This is a genomic window from Plantactinospora sp. KLBMP9567 (genome assembly GCF_033446045.1).
GTDB lineage: Bacteria > Actinomycetota > Actinomycetes > Mycobacteriales > Micromonosporaceae > Plantactinospora.
Map to the genome: position 1 here is coordinate 39,890 of NZ_JAWQRR010000016.1, position 18,004 is coordinate 57,893.

Sequence of the window (18,004 nt, forward strand, 5' to 3'; positions counted from 1 at the left end):
GGTCGCGTGGTCGATCGGTGAAGTGGGTCAGTGGAAGAAGTGCCGGGTGCCGGTGAAGTACATGGTGATCCCGGCCGCCGTGGCCGCCGCGACGACCTCCTCGTCGCGTACCGAGCCGCCGGGCTGGACGACCGCCCGGACCCCGGCGTCGATCAGCACCTGGAGCCCGTCCGGGAACGGGAAGAACGCGTCCGAGGCGGCGACCGCGCCCCGGACCCGTTCGGCGCCGGCCCGGGAGACCGCCAGGTGCGCCGAGTCGACCCGGTTGACCTGACCCATCCCCACCCCGACGGTCGCGCCCTCGCTGGCGAGCAGGATCGCGTTGCTCTTCACCGCCCGGACGGCCCGCCAGGCGAAGGCGAGGTCGGCCAGGGTCGCCGGGTCGGCGGGCTCGCCGGTGACCAGCCGCCAGCCGGCCGGATCGTCGCCGGGCGCGTCCACCCGGTCGGCCATCTGCACCAGCGCGCCGCCGCTGACTGGGCGCCACTCCGCCGGGTACGGCGCCCAGGCGGGCGCCCGGAGCAGCCGGATGTTCTTCTTGCCGGAGAGCACGTCCACCGCACCCGGCTCGAATTCGGGTGCCACCAGTACCTCGGTGAAGACCTCGGCGACCTGCTGCGCCATCTCGACCGAGACCGGCCGGTTGACCGCGATCACCCCGCCGAACGCGGAGACCGGGTCGCAGGCGTGCGCCCGGCGGTGCGCCTGGGCCACGTCGGCGCCGACCGCGATGCCGCACGGGTTGGCGTGCTTGATGATCGCCACCGCCGGCCGGTCGGCGAAGTCGTTCACCGCCCGCCAGGCCGCGTCCGCGTCGACGTAGTTGTTGTAGGACATCTCCTTGCCGTGCAGCTGCTCGGCCTGGGCCAGCCCGGGCGGGGACGCCGGGTCGACGTAGAGCACCGCCGCCTGGTGCGGGTTCTCGCCGTACCGCAGCGGTGTGGGCGCGGTCAGCACCTGACCGGCGAAGGCCGGCCACTCCTGCTCCGCCGGCCCGGTACCCACCGCGAACCAGTTCGCCACCGCCACGTCGTACTCGGCGATGTCGGCGAAGGCGCGGGCCGCGAGCTGCTGGCGCTGCCCGGCACTGAAACCGCCGTCGGCCAGCGCGGCCAGCACCGACGGGTACGCCGACACCGACGTCACCACCGCCACCGAGGCGTGGTTCTTGGCGGCCGCCCGGACCATCGCCGGCCCACCGATGTCGATCTGCTCGACGCACTCGTCGAAGTCCGCGCCGGAGGCGACCGTCTCGGTGAACGGGTAGAGGTTCGACACCAACAGGTCGAACGGGGCGATGCCCAGCTCGCCGAGCTGCGCCGCGTGCCGCTCCAGCCGCAGGTCGGCCAGGAGCCCGGCGTGCACCTTCGGGTGCAGCGTCTTGACCCGGCCGTCGAGCACCTCGGGAAGCCCGGTCAGCGACTCGACCGGGGTGACTGGTATCCCGTTCCCCTCGATGCTCGCCGCCGTGCTGCCGGTGGAGACGATCTCGACTCCGGCGCCGTGCAGCGCCCGGGCCAGCTCCACCAGGCCGGTCTTGTCGTAGACGCTGACCAGCGCGCGCCTGATCGGCCGCCGGCCGTCCGCGCCGGAACTCGTGTCGCTCACTCCGATCGTGACCTTCCTTCCAGTGATCGTCCATCCCTCCCGGAGCAGCCGGCCGACCTGCGTGACGAGCTGCCGGCGCTCGGCCACCTTGATCCGCTCGGTGAGGGTCTCCTCGTCGTCGTCGTTGAGCACCGGCACCGCCACCTGGGCGATGATCGGCCCGGTGTCCACACCGGCGTCGACGAAGAAGAGTGTGGCCCCGGCGAGTTTGACTCCGTAGCCGAGGGCGTCGCGCGGGCCGTGCATGCCGGGAAAGGCGGGCAGCAGCGAGTTGTGCGTGTTGACGTACCGGTCGCCGAAGGCCGCCAGGAAGTGCGGGCCGACCAGCTTGAGGAAGCCGGCCGAGACGACCAGGTCGGGCTCGTGTTCGGCGACGTGCGCGGTGAGCGCGCGGTCCCAGTCCTCCCGCGTCGGGTAGGCCTTGACCGGGGCGACGAAGGTGGGTACGCCGGCCGTGGCGGCCCGGTCGAGCCCGGTGATGCCGTCCCGGTCGGCGCCGACGGCGACCACCCGGGCGCCGTAGGCCGGATCCGCACCGGCGTCGAGCAGGGCCTGGAGGTTGCTCCCGGAGCCGGAGACGAGGACGACGATGCGGGCTGCCGACACGGGCTCAGTCACCCCAGCACCCTATCGGGCAGGTCGGGTCGGCTTCCCGGCGGCGCGAACCGAGCACGTCGCCGAGGGAGCGTCGTCGATCACGATCGGCATGTCGGGCGGCGAGCGGGCCACCAAAGTGGCGCTGATTAGGTACGCTGCCGGACGCTCGGGGCAGTGACCTGCCCCAGGAGATTGCCCCTCGGTAATTTCATACATGCGCTGAGTGCAGGCCAAGGAGCCCAACACACATGCAACCCGGTTACCCCTCACACCCGCCGCAACAGATCAACAACAACATGACGATGTCCATCGTCGCGATCTTCCTGTTCTGGCCGCTGGCCATCCCGGCCATCATCAACGCCTCGAAGGTGAACCCGCTGCTCCAGCAGGGCAACTTCGCGGAGGCGCAGGCGGCCGCCGCCGAGTCCCGCAAGTGGTCGAAGCTGGCCCTGATCATCGGCATCTGCATCTGGGCGGTCTCGCTGATCTGCTGCGTCATCAGCTTCGTCATCAGCGCCAACTCGGCGTCGAGCCTCTAGTCTGAGAGACCTGTCGAAGGAGTCTTGTCATGCAGCCCGGCTACCCAGGCCAGGACCCGTACGGGCAGCAGCCGTCGGATCCGAACGCACCACAGCCCCAGGATCCGTACGCGCAGCCGCCGCAGCCCACCTCGGGCCAGCCGTACGGGCAACCGACCTCGGGCCAGCCGTACGGGCAACCGACGTCAGGCCAGCCGTACGGGCAACCCACGTCGGGGCAACCGACCCCGGGCCAGCCGTACGGGCAACCGACCCCGGGCCAGCCGTACGGGCAACCGACCCCGGGCCAGCCGTACGGGCAACCGCAGTACCAGGACGCGCAGCAGCCGTACCAGGACCCGTACGGTCAGCAGCAGCCGATGCCGGGCCAGCCCTATGGTGCGGCACCCGGTTACCAGACCGGCGGATACGCACCGGCCGGCGGGCAGAACAACACCCTCGGCCTGGTCGCGATGATCGTCGGCATCGTCTCGATTCCGGCGGCCTGCTGTGCCGCGCTCGGCATCATCGCGGGCATCGCCGGCATCGTGCTCGGCTTCCTCGGCCGGGGCAAGGCCAGCCGGGGTGAGGCCAGCAACGGGGGTCAGGCCCTGGCCGGTCTGATCTGCGGTGCCGTCGGCCTGCTCCTCGGGGTACTCAACGTGATCCTCGCGGTCGTGCTGAACGTCAACGGTTTCGGCTACACCCCGTGACGACCGGCCGGGCGGGGTACGGCCGTCCGGAGTCGTGACAGCCGCGTTGGGGCGCCCCGGAGTTCCGGGGCGCCCCAAGCACGTTCCGGACCGGCCGGTCAGCCTCGGGCCACGGCCCGGGTCGCGGCGGCCCCGATCAGGGTGCCGACCAGCACGACGACGGTCGCCCCGGCGGCGACCTGCCAGTAGGCCGGTCCCACCTCGGCGAGCCGGCCGCCGCCGAGCGGGCCGCCGGAGAGCAGGGCCGCCGCGCCGAGTACCACCCCGGCAACCGGACCGCCGACCGCGGCCGCGCCGAGCAGCGCGGCCCAGCCGGGCGGTGGCGCGTTCCGCTCGGCCGCGGAACGCGTCCGACGGCGCGCGAGCAGCCAGCCGGCGGCCATGCCGGCCAGCACCGGCACGGCCAGCACGGCGCCACCGACCCCGCCGAGCGGCCCCTGCGGCAGCCCGGCCAGCAGGGGTACGGCCGGCAGCGCTCCGATGGACACCTCGGAGGTCCGGACCACCGTGTCGGTGCCGACCGCGAAACCCGGCCCGAGGAGATAGCTGGCGGCCCAGACCGCGGCGTTCGGCGCGTAGCCGAGGCTGATCAGGGTGATACCCGCCTGGCCCAGCACACCGGTGCGGTAGGCCCCGATCATGTCGCCGGCCTCGCCGCCGCCGGTGGCCACCGCCAGCCCGGCCGCCCCAGCCCCGGCCCCGAGCAGCAGCAGGGCGGCGACCACCCCGGTGCGCAGCCCGTCCCGGAACACCAGCGGAGTACGCCGGGCCACCGCCACCAGCACTCCACTGGCCCGGGCCGCACCGAACAGCGCGGCGAGAGTGCCGAAGCCGGTCAGCGTCAGCCCGGCGCGTACCGGGTCGGCGGTCGGCCCGGTACGGCCGAGCAGCAGCGCGGCCAGAACGCCGAGTACCCCGTACCCGACGCCGACCGCCACCGCGACGGCGAGCGCCCGGCCGGCCGTCGGCCGTTCCCGGACCCGGACCGCCCGGCTGACGTGCACGCCGGCCCGGTTGAGCCGCCAGGCCGCCAGCATGGCGAGAGCGAGCGGCGGCAGGCCGAACGGCCCGGCGTCGGTGTGCAGCGGTACGCCGTGCCCGAGCAGCCATCCGGCCAGGCCCAGCCGGGCGGCGCCGACGACCTCGCCGCTGCCCTCGGCGAACCGGGCCGCCCCCAGCACCACGGCGACCGGCAGATAGCCGATCAGGGCCGCCCAGCCGGCGGCGACCGCCGCCGCGACCGCCAGCGGAGCCCGGCCCGGACGTCCCGCCCCGCCCCGCCTAGGCCGGGGCACCCGGCGCTCCCCGGCCGGCCCGCTCCGGCCCGGCTCCCGGCCGTCCCCCGGCCCGGGCCGTCTGGCCGATCGCGCGGCACCGGCGGACGCAGCCGGTGCGACCGGTGCGGTCTCCGACCGGCGCGGCCGGTCAGGAACGGTGGGTGGAGGCATCAGCACCTACTCTGGCACGGCAGCGGGTCGGCCGGGTTCACCGGGATCTCCGGAGGATGTCCCGGCCTTCAGGCCCGGGAGGAATCCGGACCCCACCAGGATCGGCCAGAGCCCCGCCTCCCACCGTACGGGGCCGGCCTCCCGGCCGGGACGGAACCGGGGTGGCCGGCGCACGCCGACCACCCCGGAACAACACGTCGACGGCTCAGTTGCCGGACATCAGCTCCCGCATCAGCCGCGCGGTCTCGCTCGGCGTCTTGCCGACCTTGACCCCGACCGCCTCCAGGGCGGCCTTCTTCGCGTCAGCGGTGCCGGCCGAACCGGAGATGATGGCCCCGGCGTGCCCCATGGTCTTGCCGGGCGGCGCGGTGAAGCCGGCGATGTAGCCGACCACCGGCTTGGTGACGTTGGCCTTGATGAACTCGGCCGCCCGCTCCTCGGCGTCACCGCCGATCTCGCCGATCATCACGATGGCGTCGGTCTCCGGGTCTGCCTGGAACGCCGCGAGCGCGTCGATATGGGTGGTGCCGATGATCGGGTCACCGCCGATGCCGACGCAGGTGGAGAAGCCGATGTCGCGCAGCTCGTACATCATCTGGTACGTCAGGGTCCCGCTCTTGCTGACCAGGCCGATCCGGCCCGTGCCGGTGATGTCGGCCGGGATGATGCCGGCGTTGGCGGCGCCCGGCGAGGCGATGCCGGGGCAGTTCGGCCCGATGATCCGGGTCCGCTCTCCCTGCGCCAGGTTGTAGGCCCAGAAGGCGGCGGTGTCGTGCACCGGTACGCCCTCGGTGATCACCACGGCGAGCGGGATGCCGGCGTCGATCGCCTCGACCACGGCGCCCCGGGTGAACTGCGGCGGTACGAAGATGACGCTCACGTCCGCACCGGTGGCCGCCATCGCCTCGGCGACGTTGGCGAAGACCGGCAGCTCGACCGTGTCGAAGGCGACCTTCTGGCCGGCCTTGCGCGGGTTGACCCCGCCCACCACGTTGGTGCCGGCGGCCAGCATCCGCCGGGTGTGCTTCATCCCCTCGGAGCCGGTCATCCCCTGTACGACGACCTTGGACTCCTTGGTCAGCCAGATTGCCATCTCAGACCCCCGCAGCCGCGAGCTCGGCGGCCCGCTGGGCCGCGCCATCCATAGTGTCCACCAGCTCTACGAGCTGGGCGGCGCCGTCGAGCGTTGCCTGCCTAAGAACGCCCCGCCCGGCCTCCGCGTTGTTGCCGTCGAGGCGTACCACGAGGGGCTTGTCGACCGTCTCGCCGCGCTCGGCGAGCAGGGCCAGCGCCTGGATGATGCCGTTGGCGACCTCGTCGCAGGCGGTGATGCCGCCGAAGACGTTGACGAAGACACTGCGCACCGACGGGTCGGAGAGTACGATCTCCAGCCCGTTCGCCATCACCGCGGCGCTGGCGCCACCGCCGATGTCGAGGAAGTTCGCCGGCTTGACGCCGCCGTACGACTCGCCCGCGTACGCCACCACGTCGAGGGTGGACATGACCAGGCCGGCGCCGTTGCCGATGATGCCGACCTCGCCGTCCAGCTTGACGTAGTTGAGGTCCTTCTCCTTGGCCCGCTGCTCCAGCGGGTCCACGGCCGCCTGGTCGACCAGCGCCTCGTGGTCGGGGTGCCGGAACCCGGCGTTCTCGTCGAGCGAGACCTTCGCGTCGAGGCAGAGCACCGTGCCGTCGGTCGTCCGGGCCAGCGGGTTCACCTCGACCAGGGTGGCGTCCTCGGCCACGAACGCCTGCCAGAGGCGCACGGCGATCGGCACGAACTGGTCGGTCAGCTCGGCCGGGAGGCCGGCCGCCTCCACGATTTCCCGCGCCTTGGCCTCGTCCACCCCGGCGTTCGCGTCGATGGCCACCTTGGCGACCCGCTCCGGCGTCTCGGCGGCCACCTGCTCGATGTCCATCCCGCCGGCCACGCTGGCGATGCAGAGGAAGGTGCGGTTCGCGCGATCGAGCAGGTAGGAGAAGTAGTACTCCTCGGCGATGTCCGCGGTCACCGTCAGCATGACCTTGTTGACCGTGTGGCCCTTGATGTCCATGCCGAGGATGTCGGTGGCCCGGGCCACCGCCTCGTCCGGCCCCTCGGCGAGCTTGACGCCGCCCGCCTTGCCCCGGCCGCCGACCTTCACCTGAGCCTTGACGACCACCCGGCCGCCGAGGCGCTCGGCGATCGCGCGGGCCTCCTCAGGGGTCGTCGCGACACCGCCGGCCAGCACGGGCAGTCCGTGCCGCTCGAACAGCTCACGCCCCTGGTATTCGTACAGGTCCACGATTGCGCGTCCCGTCCCGTCTCCGCGGCGCGCCGTCGCACCGCCGCCAGCGTGTGAATGAGTTGGGCCTGCTGTACGCACGAACAGGCCATCGGCCGCAGCCTAGCGAGGTGAGCACGCCGGGCATCCACGTGGGTGCTCGGTGTGCGGTAACGCACAGCAGGCCGGCCGCCGTCGCGGTCACGGGTCGGCGGTGGCCGGGGAGAAGGTCAGCGGTGGCCGGGGAAAAGATTTCCCGGGCGGCGTAACCCGGCGTAAGGGACGTCGTTGAGTCTGATGTCGGAGCGCTGGGGGAAGCGCGATGACGAAGACGGCCGATGCCCTGTCGGTCGAGGGGTGGCGGCGGGGCATCGCGCATAGAGAGGCCGGACGTGTGAGGGGTGCGTCCGGCCTCTCCCCCATTTCCGCAGAGTACGCCCCGGAGCCGTCCGACCGTCAGGCTACGGCGGGTCGTGGCGGTCAGCCGACGACCGGTTGGCCCACGTTGTTCCGGACCCACTCCACGATCGAGCCGGTGGTGGCACCCGGGGTGAAGATCCTGGCCACGCCGAGCCGCTCCAGCTCCGGGATGTCCGCGTCCGGGATGATCCCGCCGCCGAACACGACCAGGTCCGTCACGTCCCGGTCGGCGAGCAGTTCCAGCACCCGGCGGAAGAGCGTCATGTGCGCCCCGGAGAGCACGGAGAGGCCGATCGCGTCGGCGTCCTCCTGGATCGCCGTCTCGACGATCTGCTCGGGCGTCTGGTGCAGGCCGGTGTAGATGACTTCCATCCCGGCGTCCCGCAGGGCCCGGGCGACCACCTTCGCCCCCCGGTCGTGCCCGTCCAGGCCAGGCTTGGCGACGACCACCCGGATCCGAGAACTCATCAGCGCGACACCTCTCCTGGACACCCGACCAGAGTTACCTTAACGAACGGTAACCCGCCTGCCGGCCCCCCGGGAACTCCCCGGGACGACGGGCCCCGGGAGCAGGCGGCGCACGGTGGCCGGAAGCGGGCGGAGCAGCGCACCGAAAGGGCACCCGCGCGCGACGGTGCGCCGACCCGGCAGTGGTCCGGCGCGCCCCGGCCGACACGCCGCCGCGCCCCGGGAACCCGTCCGGGCATACCCCTAGGGAGTCCTCGAAGGAGGCTCCGACACGAGTCGGGGCCATGACACCCTGCTGCGCCCGAAGTAACGGAGCGCTACTAACGAGGCCGATCGCAAAAGGTTACGAGATATGGCATTCCATGACGCACAACCGCACAGCGCACCGGCAATCTGGCGCTGCGACTTGTGGCGCGCCTAGGGGTTGGCTACCGTGGCCCACGGTTGTCATCAGGTCCATGACCGGGCGACAACGCGGTCAACCGGAGTTCACCTCGATCGTCGAACATCGGTCACGGTCGCAACACTGACCCGACAACGGAGGGTGTGCGTGCGCCAGCGCCTGTCGTCTGAGCCCGATCGCTATCGAGGGCGACGCCGCGTCCCCACACCTCCACGCAGCCGCTACGCCGCTGTTGTCACCACCGCGTTCGTCGGAGCCGGTGTCGTCGCGCTCGGCGCGGGAGCCCTGCCCGACGCCAAAGCGGTCAGCCCCTCCACACTGGCGGACCTGGAGAAGGCCGCCGCCACCAGCGAGGACCTGAGCGCGCGGGCCGCCGACGCCCAGCAGGGCGCCGCGTCCCGGGACGACGACCGGGCCGACGGGCTCGCCTCCACCCTGGCCGCTGCCCCCGATGTCTGGCGGCTTCCGCTCGACAACTACAGCTTCACCTCGCCGTACGGGATGAAGTGGAACAAGCTGCACGCCGGCATCGACCTGGCTGCTCCCGAAGGGACCCCGTACAACGCGGTGCACGCGGGCACGGTGACCAAGGCCGGCTGGTTCGGCGGGTACGGCTACTGCGTGATCGTCCAGCACACCGACGGCACCGAGTCCATCTACGGACACTCCTCGCAGCTACTGGTCAGCGAGGGGCAGGAGGTCAAGGCCGGCGACCAGCTCGGCCTGGTCGGCAACACCGGCCACTCCTACGGCTCGCACCTGCACCTCGAGCTGCATGTCAACGGCAAGCCGGCTGACCCGATCCCCTACCTGCGGGACCGGGGAGTGGACATCCAGCTACAAGTCGACGATCTGTACACCGACGTAGCCGCTTCCTGACCCGGCGTCACGCCGCTTTACCGCCCGATCGAAACCGGTCGGGCGGTTTTCTTGTGCCCGGTGCCCCACGAAGTTTCCTCCGCCACACTGCGGACTGTGCCGGATCACACAGCCACTGCGGTCGAAATAGCGGCTATCAAGGGCGATTCCCGGCATAACCTTGCTGCCGCCGTCCGGCCGTCGTCCGTGACCGGCAGCCCCGTGCCGGCGTGGCACCGCCGCGCCTACCACCATTTCCCGGGTCCACGCCCCACGCAGAAGGGACCCGTCGTGCCGCAGACCGATCCGCACCAGCCCGAGACGACCGCGCACCGGGCCACCGAGCCCGGCCCGAGCCGGCGTACCGGACGGTCCGGCGTCGCCCGGCACCGGACCGGCGGCCGGCGCCGGGGCCTCGTGCCCGGGCTGGTCGCCCTGCTCGGCCTCGGCGTGGCCGGCGCGGTGACGGCGGTGGCCGTCGGCGACGACCGGCCGACCGACCGGGTCTCGGTGGCCGCGGAGGAATCGGCCCGGGCCGCCGCCGCGCAGCGTGTCGACCGGGCCGCGCGGGAGGCCGCCGGCCCGACGACCTCCCCGGTCCCGACCGCGACGCCCACGCCGAGCGCCGCCGCGACGACCCGGCCGCCGACCGCCAAGCCGAGCCGGAGCAGCGCGTCCGCCAAGGCGGTCAGCCCGACCGCGAGCCGGAAGGCGCCCGCCTGGGTCGACCCGATGCCGGGCGCCGGCGTCACCTCCTGCTACGGGATGCGCTGGGGGACGATGCACGCCGGCATCGACCTGGCGATGCCGGCGGACACCCCGATCCAGGCCGCCGGAGCCGGCACGGTCGTCGACGCCGGCTGGGCCTTCGCCGGGTACGGCATCTCGGTGGTCGTCGACCACGGCAACGGCTGGCTCACCCACTACGCCCACCAGAGCCGGACCGTGGTCAGCGTCGGGCAGCGGGTCAAGCCCGGCCAGGTGATCGGGTACGAGGGTGCCACCGGCGACACCACCGGACCGCACCTGCACTTCGAGGTACACAACGGGCTGTGGAACCAGGTCGACCCGGCGCCGTGGATGCGGGCCCGTGGGGTGGACCTGGGCTGCTGAGCCGGGTCAGCGGTCGAGCAAGGAGGAACTCGTCCTGCTGATGGCCGACGCGGCGTACGGCGAGCGGGGCTATCCGGACCCCGCCCCCGAGGACTGGCGGGACCGGCTTCGTCACCCTCGTCGAGGAGCGGGTCGCCGGAGCGCAGGTGGAACGGACGACCGGAACGCAGGCGGAGCGGGCCGCCGGGTAGCGGCGGTCAGAGTTTGTCGATCGGAGCGTGCCGAAGCACCAGCCAGAGCGTCTGGTCGCCGAAGTCGATCTGGGCCCGGGCACCCGGACCGTGCCCCTCGACCGCCAGCACCCGGCCGAGGCCGTAGCGCTGGTGGTTGACCCGGTCCCCGGCAGCGACCTTGGGCGGCTGCTTCAGCTCGCTCGCGGTGCTGAGCCGGCTGCCGTCGATGCCGAGCCGCGAGGCGAGCTGGGCGGCCTTCGGCGTACCCCCGGAGAAGCCGCCGCCCCGGTAGGCGCCGGACCGGTCCTCGGCGCTGGACCGGCCACCCACGCCGCCGCCCGTCCCGGACCACGAGGTGTAGGCGGCCCCGGTGCGCTCCCAGCGCACCAGGTCGCCCGGCAGCTCGTCGACGAACCGGGACGGCGGGTTGTAGGACGGCTGCCCCCAGGCCGACCGGGTGACCGCCCGGGAAAGGTAGAGCCGCTTGCGGGCCCGGGTGATCCCGACGTACGCCAGCCGGCGCTCCTCCTCCAGCTCCCGGTTGTCGCCGAGCGCCCGCAGGTGCGGGAAGACGCCGTCCTCCAGCCCGGTCAGGAAGACCACCGGGAACTCCAGCCCCTTGGCGGTGTGCAGGGTCATCAGGGTGACCACACCCTGGTGGTCGGGGTCGTCCGACGGCACCTGGTCGGCGTCGGCGACCAGCGCGACCTGCTCCAGGAAGCCGGCCAGGGTGGCACCGGGAGCGCCCTCGTCGGCCAGCGCCTCCACCCGTTCGGTGTATTCCCGGGCGACGCTCACCAGCTCCTGGAGGTTCTCCACCCGGCCGGCGTCCTGTGGGTCGATGCTCTCCTCCAGCTCGCCGAGGTAGCCGGAGCGGGTCAGCACCGCCTCCAGCACCTCTTCCGGCAGGGCGGTCTCGGCCAGCTCCCGCAGCCCGTCGAGCAGGGTGACGAACTCGGCGATCGCGTTGGCCGACCGGGTGGAGATGCCCGGCGCCTCGGACGCCCGGCGCAGCGCCGCGCCGAACGAAATCCGGTCCCGGGTGGCCAGCGCCGCCACGCAGGCCTCGGCCCGGTCGCCGATGCCCCGGCGCGGGGTGTTGAGGATCCGCCGGATGCTCACCGTGTCGTCGTCGTTGACCACGGCACGGAGGTAGGCCAGGGCGTCCCGGACCTCCTTGCGCTCGTAGAACCGGACCCCGCCGACCACCTTGTAGGGGAGCCCGACCCGGATGAACACCTCTTCGAAGACTCGGGACTGCGCGTTGGTGCGGTAGAAGACCGCGACGTCGCCGGGGCGGGCCGCCCCGGCGTCACAGAGCCGGTCGATCTCCCGGCCCACCCAGTCCGCCTCGGCGTGCTCGGTGTCGGCGACGTAGCCGACGATCTGCTCCCCCGCGCCCTCCTCGCTCCACAGCCGCTTCGGCTTGCGCGAGCTGTTGCGCTCGATCACCGCGTTGGCCGCGTTGAGGATCGTCTGGGTGGAGCGGTAGTTCTGCTCCAGCAGGATGGTCCGGGCGTCGGTGAAGTCCCGCTCGAACTCCAGGATGTTCCGGATGGTGGCGCCGCGGAACGCGTAGATCGACTGGTCGGCGTCGCCGACCACGCACAGCTCGGCCGGCTCGACCCCGGGTGTGCCGCCGACCAGCTCCTTGACCAGGGTGTACTGCGCGTGGTTCGTGTCCTGGTATTCGTCGACCAGTACGTGCCGGAACCGGCGGCGGTAGCTCTCGGCGACGTGCGGGTGCGACTGGAGCAGGTGCACCGTCGTCATGATCAGGTCGTCGAAGTCGAGTGCGTGCGCCTCGGTCAGCCGCCGCTGGTAGAGCGTGTACGCCTCGGCCAGCGCCCGCTCGTTCGGCCCGTTCGCCCGGGCGGCGAACGTCTCAGGGTCGATCAGCTCGTTCTTCAGGTTGGAGACCTGGGTGGTCAGTCCCCGGGCCGGATAGCGCTTCGGGTCGAGGTCCAGCTCCCGGGTGACCAACTGCATCAGCCGGCGCGAGTCGTCGGCGTCGTAGATCGAGAACGTCGACTTCAGGCCGGCGTGCTCGTGCTCGGCCCGCAGGATGCGTACGCAGGCGGAGTGGAACGTCGAGACCCACATCAACCGGGCCCGGGGCCCGACCAGCGCGGCGACCCGGTCCTTCATCTCCCCGGCCGCCTTGTTGGTGAAGGTGATCGCGATGATCTGCCCCGGATGCACGTCCCGGGCGGCGAGCAGGTAGGCGATCCGGTGGGTCAGCACCCGGGTCTTGCCCGAGCCGGCGCCCGCCACGATCAGCAGCGGCGCCCCGGAGTGGGTCACCGCGTCCCGTTGTGGTCCGTTCAGCCCGGCCAGCAGGGCCTGCGGGTCGGGGCCGGACGGCCGGTGCCGGGGCGCGCTCTGGGCCGGAGGGACGGAGGGCGGCGGAGGTTCGAAGAGAGCATGCATCGCCCCGCGAGTCTATGCCGCCGGGGAGACAGGTACGCCTCCGCCGGGCCCGTACCCGCCTCGGCCGGATTGTTCCCGCCCGTCGCCTTCCGGGCATCGCCGATGCGCTTGCCAAGACACCGCTGGCTGGGCATACTCAACCCGTGATCCATCGGGCGCAGCCCTACTTTTACTACGGCTCCGGGAGTCCGGCAGCCGTGGGTCGCGCCTGAACATGACCTACGAAAAGCCCCGGGCTCCTGAAGCCCGGGGCTTTTCGCGTCGGGATCCAGGCACCGGGGACCTGGCTGGCAAGGAGGACCCCATGGCGGCAGAGGTGGCACAGCAACCCGCCGAGGCGAACGGCGCCGAGCCCGAGACCGGGACGAGCGCGCCGGACGCCTCGCAGCACATCCTCGGGCTGCGGGAGCGGATCGACGAGATCGACCGCGAGCTGATCGCCCTCTGGCAGGAGCGCGCCGCACTCTCCCAGCAGGTCGGCCGGACCCGGATGGCCTCCGGCGGCACCCGGCTGGTCCTCTCCCGGGAACGGGAGATCCTGGACCGGTTCCGGGAGGCGCTCGGCGCGGACGGTACCCAGCTCGCCCTGCTGCTGCTCCGGGCCGGTCGCGGCCCGCTCTGAGCCGTACCCCGGGCGGGTCTGCTCCGCCGACCGGCCGGCGGCCCTCGGCGGCCCGGGAGATACGCGAGCCCGGGACGCCGGCCGCATGGATGGCGGCCCGCGCCCCGGGCAGTGAGGAGGCGTTCTTCTCGCATCGGTGGTTGGCCGGGTCAGGCACACCACCGCGTCTGGCCGGTCTATTCGACCGCGTGCACCACGTCCCGCTCCTCGGCGAAATGACATGCGCTCGGGTGCGCCGAGTGCTCCCGCTCCACCAGCGGCGGCTCCTGGCTGGCGCAGATGTCCTGCGCCTTCCAGCAGCGGGTGCGGAACCGGCAGCCCGACGGCGGGTTGGCCGGCGACGGCACGTCGCCCTCCAGGACGATCTGGTCCCGCTGGCCGCGCAGGGTCGGGTCCGGCACCGGCACCGCCGAGAGCAGCGCCTGGGTGTACGGGTGGGTCGGCCGCTCGTAGATCTCGTCCTCGACGCCGATCTCCACGATCTTGCCCAGATACATCACCGCGACCCGGTCGGCGATGTGCCGGACCACCGACAGGTCGTGCGCGATGAAGATGTACGACAGCCCCAGCTCGTCCTGCAACCGCTCCAGCAGGTTGATCACCTGCGCCTGGATCGACACGTCCAGCGCCGACACCGGCTCGTCACAGACGATGATCTCCGGCCTGAGGGCCAGCGCCCGGGCGATCCCGATCCGCTGGCGCTGCCCGCCGGAGAACTGGTGCGGATAGCGGTTGATGTGCTCCGGGTTCAACCCGACCAGGTCCAGCAGCTCCCGGACCCGTTGCTTGCGCTCGCCGGCCGGAGCGACCTCCGGGTGGATGTCGAACGGCTCACCGACGATGTCGCCGACCGTCATCCGCGGGTTCAGCGAGGTGTACGGGTCCTGCAACACCATCTGGATGTTGCGCCGGGCCTTCCGCATCTCGCCACCGGCCAGCCGGGTCATGTCCTGACCCCGGACGTTGATCGCGCCGCTGGTCGGCTTCTCCAGCCCGACCAGCAGCTTGGCCAGCGTCGACTTGCCGCAGCCGGACTCGCCCACCACGCCGAGGGTCTCGCCCCGACGCAGTTGCAGGTCGACGCCGTCGACCGCGCGTACCGCACCGACCTTCTTCTGGAAGACGATGCCCCGGGTGATCGGGAAGTGCTTGACCAGCCCGCGGGTCTCCAGCACGACCTCGTTACCTGACGGCTGGCTCATCGCCGACCACCTCCGTCCAGAAATGGCACCGTGCCGTCCGAACCGGATCCACCTCGTACTGCGGTGGCGGCGGGTCGGCCCGGCACACGTCGCGGGTGTACGCGCACCGCGGGTGGAACGGGCAGCCGGCCGGGATCCGGGTCAGGTTGGGCGGCAGTCCCTTGATCACGTTGAGCTGCTGCCCCTTGAGGTCGAGTCGGGGAATCGACTCCAGCAGCGCCTTGGTGTACGGGTGCGCCGGCCGGGCGTAGATGTCCAGCACCGGCGCCTCCTCGACCACCTTCCCGGCGTACATCACCGAGATCCGGTCTGCCACGTCGGCGACCACACCCATGTCGTGGGTGATCAGGATCAGGCCCATGTTCCGTTCCCGCCGCAGCTCGGCGAGGAGGTTCATGATCTGGGCCTGCACCGTGACGTCCAGCGCCGTGGTCGGCTCGTCCGCGATCAGCACCTTCGGGTCGAGCGCCAGCGCCATCGCGATCATGACGCGCTGCCGCATACCGCCGGAGAACTGATGCGGGAAGTCCCCGACCCGCTGCTTCGCGGCCGGGATCTTGACCAGGTCGAGCAACTCGACCGCCCGCTTCCGGGCGTCCTGCCGGGACATCCCGCGGTGCACCCGGAACAGCTCGCCGATCTGCCAGCCGACCGGGAAGACCGGGTTCAGCGCGGAGAGCGCGTCCTGGAAGATCATGGCGATGTGGTTGGCGCGTACCCTGCGGCGCTGCTCCTCAGGGAGCTTGAGCAGGTCGACGCCGCGGTAGCGGATCGCACCTCCGGTGACGAACCCGGGCGGCGAGTCGAGGATGCCCATGATCGCCTGGGCGGTGACGGACTTTCCGCAGCCGGACTCGCCCAGGATCGCCAGCGTCTCGCCGGGATCCAGGTGCAGGTCCACCCCGTTGATCGCCTTGGCGACCCCGACCTGGGTACGGAACTCGACGTGCAGACCGTCGACCTCCAGCAGCCGGGCGGACGAGTCCAGCCCGGGCAGGACGTCGATCTCTGCCTTGATATCGGTCATGGGTCAGCTCACCGCAGCCTCGGGTCGAAGGCGTCGCGGATCGCGTCGCCGAGCATGATGAACGCCAGCACGGTCATCGCCAGGAAGACCGACGGCCAGACCAACGGGGTGGCCGTCTCCCGGACGTACGGCGCCGCCGTCGAGATGTCGATCCCCCAGGAGATCGCGTCACCCTTCAGACCGACGCCGAGGAAGGTCAGGGTGGCCTCGGTGGCGATGTTGACGCCGAGCAGGATGGTCAGCACCACCACGAACGGCGCCGCGGCGTTCGGCAGGATGTGCCGGAACATCAGCCGGCCGGAGCCGGCCCCCAGCATCCGGGCCGCCGCCACGTAGTCCTGGTTCTTCGCCGAGATGACCGACGAACGCATGATGCGGGCGCCGGTCGTCCAGGTCAGGACGCCGAGGGTGAAGACCACCGCGAGGAAGCCCGAGTCCTGCGGGTCGGCGGAGAGCCGCCGGGCCAGCACGATCGCCGCGAGCAGGGTGGGGATGCCCAGCACGATGTCGATGCCCCGGGCGAGCAGGGCGTCGACCCAGCCGCCGAAGTAGCCGGTCGCCATGCCCACTATCAGGCCGATCACCCCGGAGATGATGGTCGCGAAGAGCCCGATCAGCACCGAGTTGCGGGCACCGTAGATCGTCCGGGCGTAGACGTCGCAGCCCTGGAAGTTGTAGCCGAAGATGGCCGAGCCGCTGGGGCCCTGGTGCTGCCGGGACAGCGCGCACGCCTCCGGGTTGGCCGAGGTGAACAGGCTCGGGAAGGCCGCCATCGTAACGACCAGTACCACCAGGACGGCGGCGGCCCAGAAGATCCAGTTGCGCCGCAGGTCCTCCCAGGCATCCCCGGTCAGGCTGCGCGGCTTCTCGGGGCCGTCGTCCGGCGACACCGGCCCGCCGGCGGTGTTGGGTACCTCCGCCTGGGTGACGGATTCGACGTTGCTCATCGGGCGCCTCGCTTACTCATGCCGCCGTCTCGCCACGCTCGGCGCCGCCCGGAGGCGCACACGTCACGCTGACTGGTTCGCTCACTTCGCACACTCGTGAGTCGACTGGTTCGCTCACTCATAGCGGATCCTCGGGTCGAGTACCGCGTACAACAGATCGACGACCAGGTTGACCACCAGGAAGACGATCACCAGGATGCTGACGAAGCCGACCACCAGTGGGCCGTCCTCGGTCCGGATCCCGCGGAACAGGTTGAAGCCGACGCCCGGAATGTTGAACACGCCCTCGGTGACGATCGCTCCGGCCATCAGGTTGCCCAGGTCGACACCGATCAGCGTGACGACCGGGATCAGCGAGTTGCGCAGCACGTGCACACCGATCACCCGGCGGTTCGCCAGGCCCTTGGCCCGGGCGGTACGGACGTAGTCCGAGCGGAGGTTCTCCGCCACCGACGCCCGGGTGACCCGGATCTGGGTGGCGATCACCAGACAGCTCAGTACCAGCGCCGGCAGGATGAGTTGATAGAACCCGGGTTCGGCACCGGCTGTCGCCGGGAACCAGTGCAGTTGCACCCCGAAGAGGAGCTGCGCCAGCGGGGCCAGCACCACGATCGGCAGCGAGAGCAGGACCAGCGTGATGATCAGCGTGGTGGTGTCGAAGATGCCGCCGCGGCGGATCCCGGAGACGATGCCGGCGGTGACGGCGACCAGCGCCGAAATGATGATCGCGAAGACCGCCAGCCGGATGGTCACCGGCCAGGCCTGCTGCATCATGTCGCTGATCGGCCGGTTGGTCAACGAGATGCCGAAGTCCCCGGTCAGCAGACCACGCATGTAGTGGCCATATTGGAGGATGAACGGCTCGTCCAGATGGTACCTTTCGGTGAGTGCCTGCCGGACGTTCTCCGGCAGCGGTCGCTCACCCGCCAGAGCCTGGAGCGGGTCGTCCTGGTTGGCGAACATCAGCGCGTACACGATGAAGGTGGCCCCGAAAAACGTCAGGACCCCTTGCAGCACGCGCCGCACGAAGTAGCGGAACATATCCCAAGTCCTTAGCGAGACGAGCATCGGTGACTGCCTGCTGGGCAGCGGACCGTGATGCGCACGGTAGCGACCGCAGCCTCACCGGTCCCGATCGCCGGGCCGGTGAGGCTCGTGCGGACGGTCCGATCCGACCCGGGCTAGGCCGGGTG

General features: G+C 71.6%; 15 protein-coding genes. 5 read left to right on the forward strand and 10 right to left on the reverse strand.

Going from position 1 to position 18,004, the window contains the following annotated elements:
- Window positions 1-27: 27 nt before the first annotated feature.
- A complete protein-coding gene (gene purH, locus R6Y94_RS11670; RefSeq protein WP_318395843.1) occupies window positions 28-2,226 on the reverse strand; it encodes a bifunctional phosphoribosylaminoimidazolecarboxamide formyltransferase/IMP cyclohydrolase in 2,199 nt (732 codons plus the stop codon).
- Window positions 2,227-2,453: 227 nt separating this feature from the next.
- Between purH and R6Y94_RS11675 the strand changes: the two genes are divergently transcribed.
- Both R6Y94_RS11675 and R6Y94_RS11680 read left to right on the forward strand, forming a co-directional pair.
- Window positions 2,454-2,744, forward strand: a complete 291-nt coding sequence (locus R6Y94_RS11675) for a CD225/dispanin family protein (protein ID WP_318395844.1) — start codon at window positions 2,454-2,456, stop codon at window positions 2,742-2,744.
- Window positions 2,745-2,773: 29 nt separating this feature from the next.
- Complete coding sequence (locus tag R6Y94_RS11680; protein ID WP_318395845.1) at window positions 2,774-3,436, forward strand: DUF4190 domain-containing protein; 663 nt, start codon at window positions 2,774-2,776, stop codon at window positions 3,434-3,436.
- 98 nt (window positions 3,437-3,534) lie between these two features.
- Here the strand turns inward: R6Y94_RS11680 and R6Y94_RS11685 are convergent, their stop codons facing one another.
- From R6Y94_RS11685 to R6Y94_RS11700, 4 genes are all read right to left on the reverse strand, one after another.
- Window positions 3,535-4,884, reverse strand: a complete 1,350-nt coding sequence (locus tag R6Y94_RS11685) for a DUF6350 family protein (protein ID WP_412102738.1) — start codon at window positions 4,882-4,884, stop codon at window positions 3,535-3,537.
- A 205-nt stretch (window positions 4,885-5,089) separates the two neighbouring features.
- The gene (gene sucD, locus R6Y94_RS11690) at window positions 5,090-5,977 is read right to left on the reverse strand and encodes a succinate--CoA ligase subunit alpha (protein ID WP_318395847.1); all 888 of its coding nucleotides are present in this window, start codon (window positions 5,975-5,977) and stop codon (window positions 5,090-5,092) included.
- Between the two features lies 1 nt (window position 5,978).
- Window positions 5,979-7,169: an ADP-forming succinate--CoA ligase subunit beta gene (sucC, locus tag R6Y94_RS11695; RefSeq protein WP_318395848.1), complete on the reverse strand. Its 1,191-nt coding sequence runs from the start codon at window positions 7,167-7,169 to the stop codon at window positions 5,979-5,981.
- A gap of 459 nt (window positions 7,170-7,628) precedes the next feature.
- A complete protein-coding gene (locus R6Y94_RS11700; protein ID WP_318395849.1) occupies window positions 7,629-8,036 on the reverse strand; it encodes a cobalamin B12-binding domain-containing protein in 408 nt (135 codons plus the stop codon).
- Window positions 8,037-8,586: 550 nt separating this feature from the next.
- On the opposite strand from R6Y94_RS11700, the gene R6Y94_RS11705 reads away from it, so the two are divergent.
- Both R6Y94_RS11705 and R6Y94_RS11710 read left to right on the forward strand, forming a co-directional pair.
- Window positions 8,587-9,318 (forward strand): M23 family metallopeptidase, encoded by a 732-nt coding sequence (locus R6Y94_RS11705; protein ID WP_318395850.1) that lies wholly within the window; start codon window positions 8,587-8,589, stop codon window positions 9,316-9,318.
- Between the two features lie 270 nt (window positions 9,319-9,588).
- Window positions 9,589-10,410 carry a M23 family metallopeptidase gene (locus tag R6Y94_RS11710; RefSeq protein ID WP_318395851.1) on the forward strand — a complete coding sequence of 274 codons (822 nt, stop codon included), beginning with the start codon at window positions 9,589-9,591 and terminating at the stop codon, window positions 10,408-10,410.
- A gap of 197 nt (window positions 10,411-10,607) precedes the next feature.
- Here R6Y94_RS11710 and pcrA read toward each other — a convergent pair whose 3' ends face one another.
- A complete protein-coding gene (pcrA, locus tag R6Y94_RS11715) occupies window positions 10,608-13,013 on the reverse strand; it encodes a DNA helicase PcrA (RefSeq protein ID WP_318395852.1) in 2,406 nt (801 codons plus the stop codon).
- Between the two features lie 304 nt (window positions 13,014-13,317).
- Here pcrA and R6Y94_RS11720 point away from each other — a divergent pair, with 304 nt between their 5' ends.
- On the forward strand, window positions 13,318-13,635 hold the full coding sequence (locus R6Y94_RS11720) for a chorismate mutase (protein WP_318395853.1): 318 nt from the start codon (window positions 13,318-13,320) through the stop codon (window positions 13,633-13,635).
- A gap of 176 nt (window positions 13,636-13,811) precedes the next feature.
- On the opposite strand, the gene R6Y94_RS11725 is transcribed toward R6Y94_RS11720, so the two are convergent.
- From R6Y94_RS11725 to R6Y94_RS11740, 4 genes are all read right to left on the reverse strand, one after another.
- A complete protein-coding gene (locus tag R6Y94_RS11725) occupies window positions 13,812-14,837 on the reverse strand; it encodes a dipeptide ABC transporter ATP-binding protein (protein WP_318395854.1) in 1,026 nt (341 codons plus the stop codon).
- Window positions 14,818-15,864, reverse strand: coding sequence for an ABC transporter ATP-binding protein (locus R6Y94_RS11730; RefSeq protein WP_318395855.1), 1,047 nt, complete (start codon window positions 15,862-15,864; stop codon window positions 14,818-14,820). Before R6Y94_RS11730 ends, R6Y94_RS11725 begins: the two co-directional genes overlap by 20 nt.
- An 8-nt stretch (window positions 15,865-15,872) precedes the next feature.
- Window positions 15,873-16,811 (reverse strand): ABC transporter permease, encoded by a 939-nt coding sequence (locus R6Y94_RS11735; protein WP_318395856.1) that lies wholly within the window; start codon window positions 16,809-16,811, stop codon window positions 15,873-15,875.
- 114 nt (window positions 16,812-16,925) lie between these two features.
- Window positions 16,926-17,852 (reverse strand): ABC transporter permease, encoded by a 927-nt coding sequence (locus R6Y94_RS11740; RefSeq protein WP_318395857.1) that lies wholly within the window; start codon window positions 17,850-17,852, stop codon window positions 16,926-16,928.
- Between the last annotated feature and the right edge of the window lie 152 nt (window positions 17,853-18,004).

Excerpts from the sequence above, each read along its gene's own strand:
- R6Y94_RS11700 (WP_318395849.1), bottom strand. The coding sequence starts at position 8,036 with ATGAGTTCTCGGATCCGGGTGGTCGTCGCCAAGCCTGGCCTGGACGGG.
- R6Y94_RS11725 (WP_318395854.1), bottom strand. The coding sequence starts at position 14,837 with ATGAGCCAGCCGTCAGGTAACGAGGTCGTGCTGGAGACCCGCGGGCTG.
- R6Y94_RS11680 (WP_318395845.1), top strand. The coding sequence starts at position 2,774 with ATGCAGCCCGGCTACCCAGGCCAGGACCCGTACGGGCAGCAGCCGTCG.
- sucD (WP_318395847.1), bottom strand. The coding sequence starts at position 5,977 with ATGGCAATCTGGCTGACCAAGGAGTCCAAGGTCGTCGTACAGGGGATG.
- R6Y94_RS11730 (WP_318395855.1), bottom strand. The coding sequence starts at position 15,864 with ATGACCGATATCAAGGCAGAGATCGACGTCCTGCCCGGGCTGGACTCG.
- R6Y94_RS11720 (WP_318395853.1), top strand. The coding sequence starts at position 13,318 with ATGGCGGCAGAGGTGGCACAGCAACCCGCCGAGGCGAACGGCGCCGAG.
- R6Y94_RS11740 (WP_318395857.1), bottom strand. The coding sequence starts at position 17,852 with ATGTTCCGCTACTTCGTGCGGCGCGTGCTGCAAGGGGTCCTGACGTTT.
- R6Y94_RS11685 (WP_412102738.1), bottom strand. The coding sequence starts at position 4,884 with ATGCCTCCACCCACCGTTCCTGACCGGCCGCGCCGGTCGGAGACCGCA.
- R6Y94_RS11675 (WP_318395844.1), top strand. The coding sequence starts at position 2,454 with ATGCAACCCGGTTACCCCTCACACCCGCCGCAACAGATCAACAACAAC.
- R6Y94_RS11735 (WP_318395856.1), bottom strand. The coding sequence starts at position 16,811 with ATGAGCAACGTCGAATCCGTCACCCAGGCGGAGGTACCCAACACCGCC.
- pcrA (WP_318395852.1), bottom strand. The coding sequence starts at position 13,013 with ATGCATGCTCTCTTCGAACCTCCGCCGCCCTCCGTCCCTCCGGCCCAG.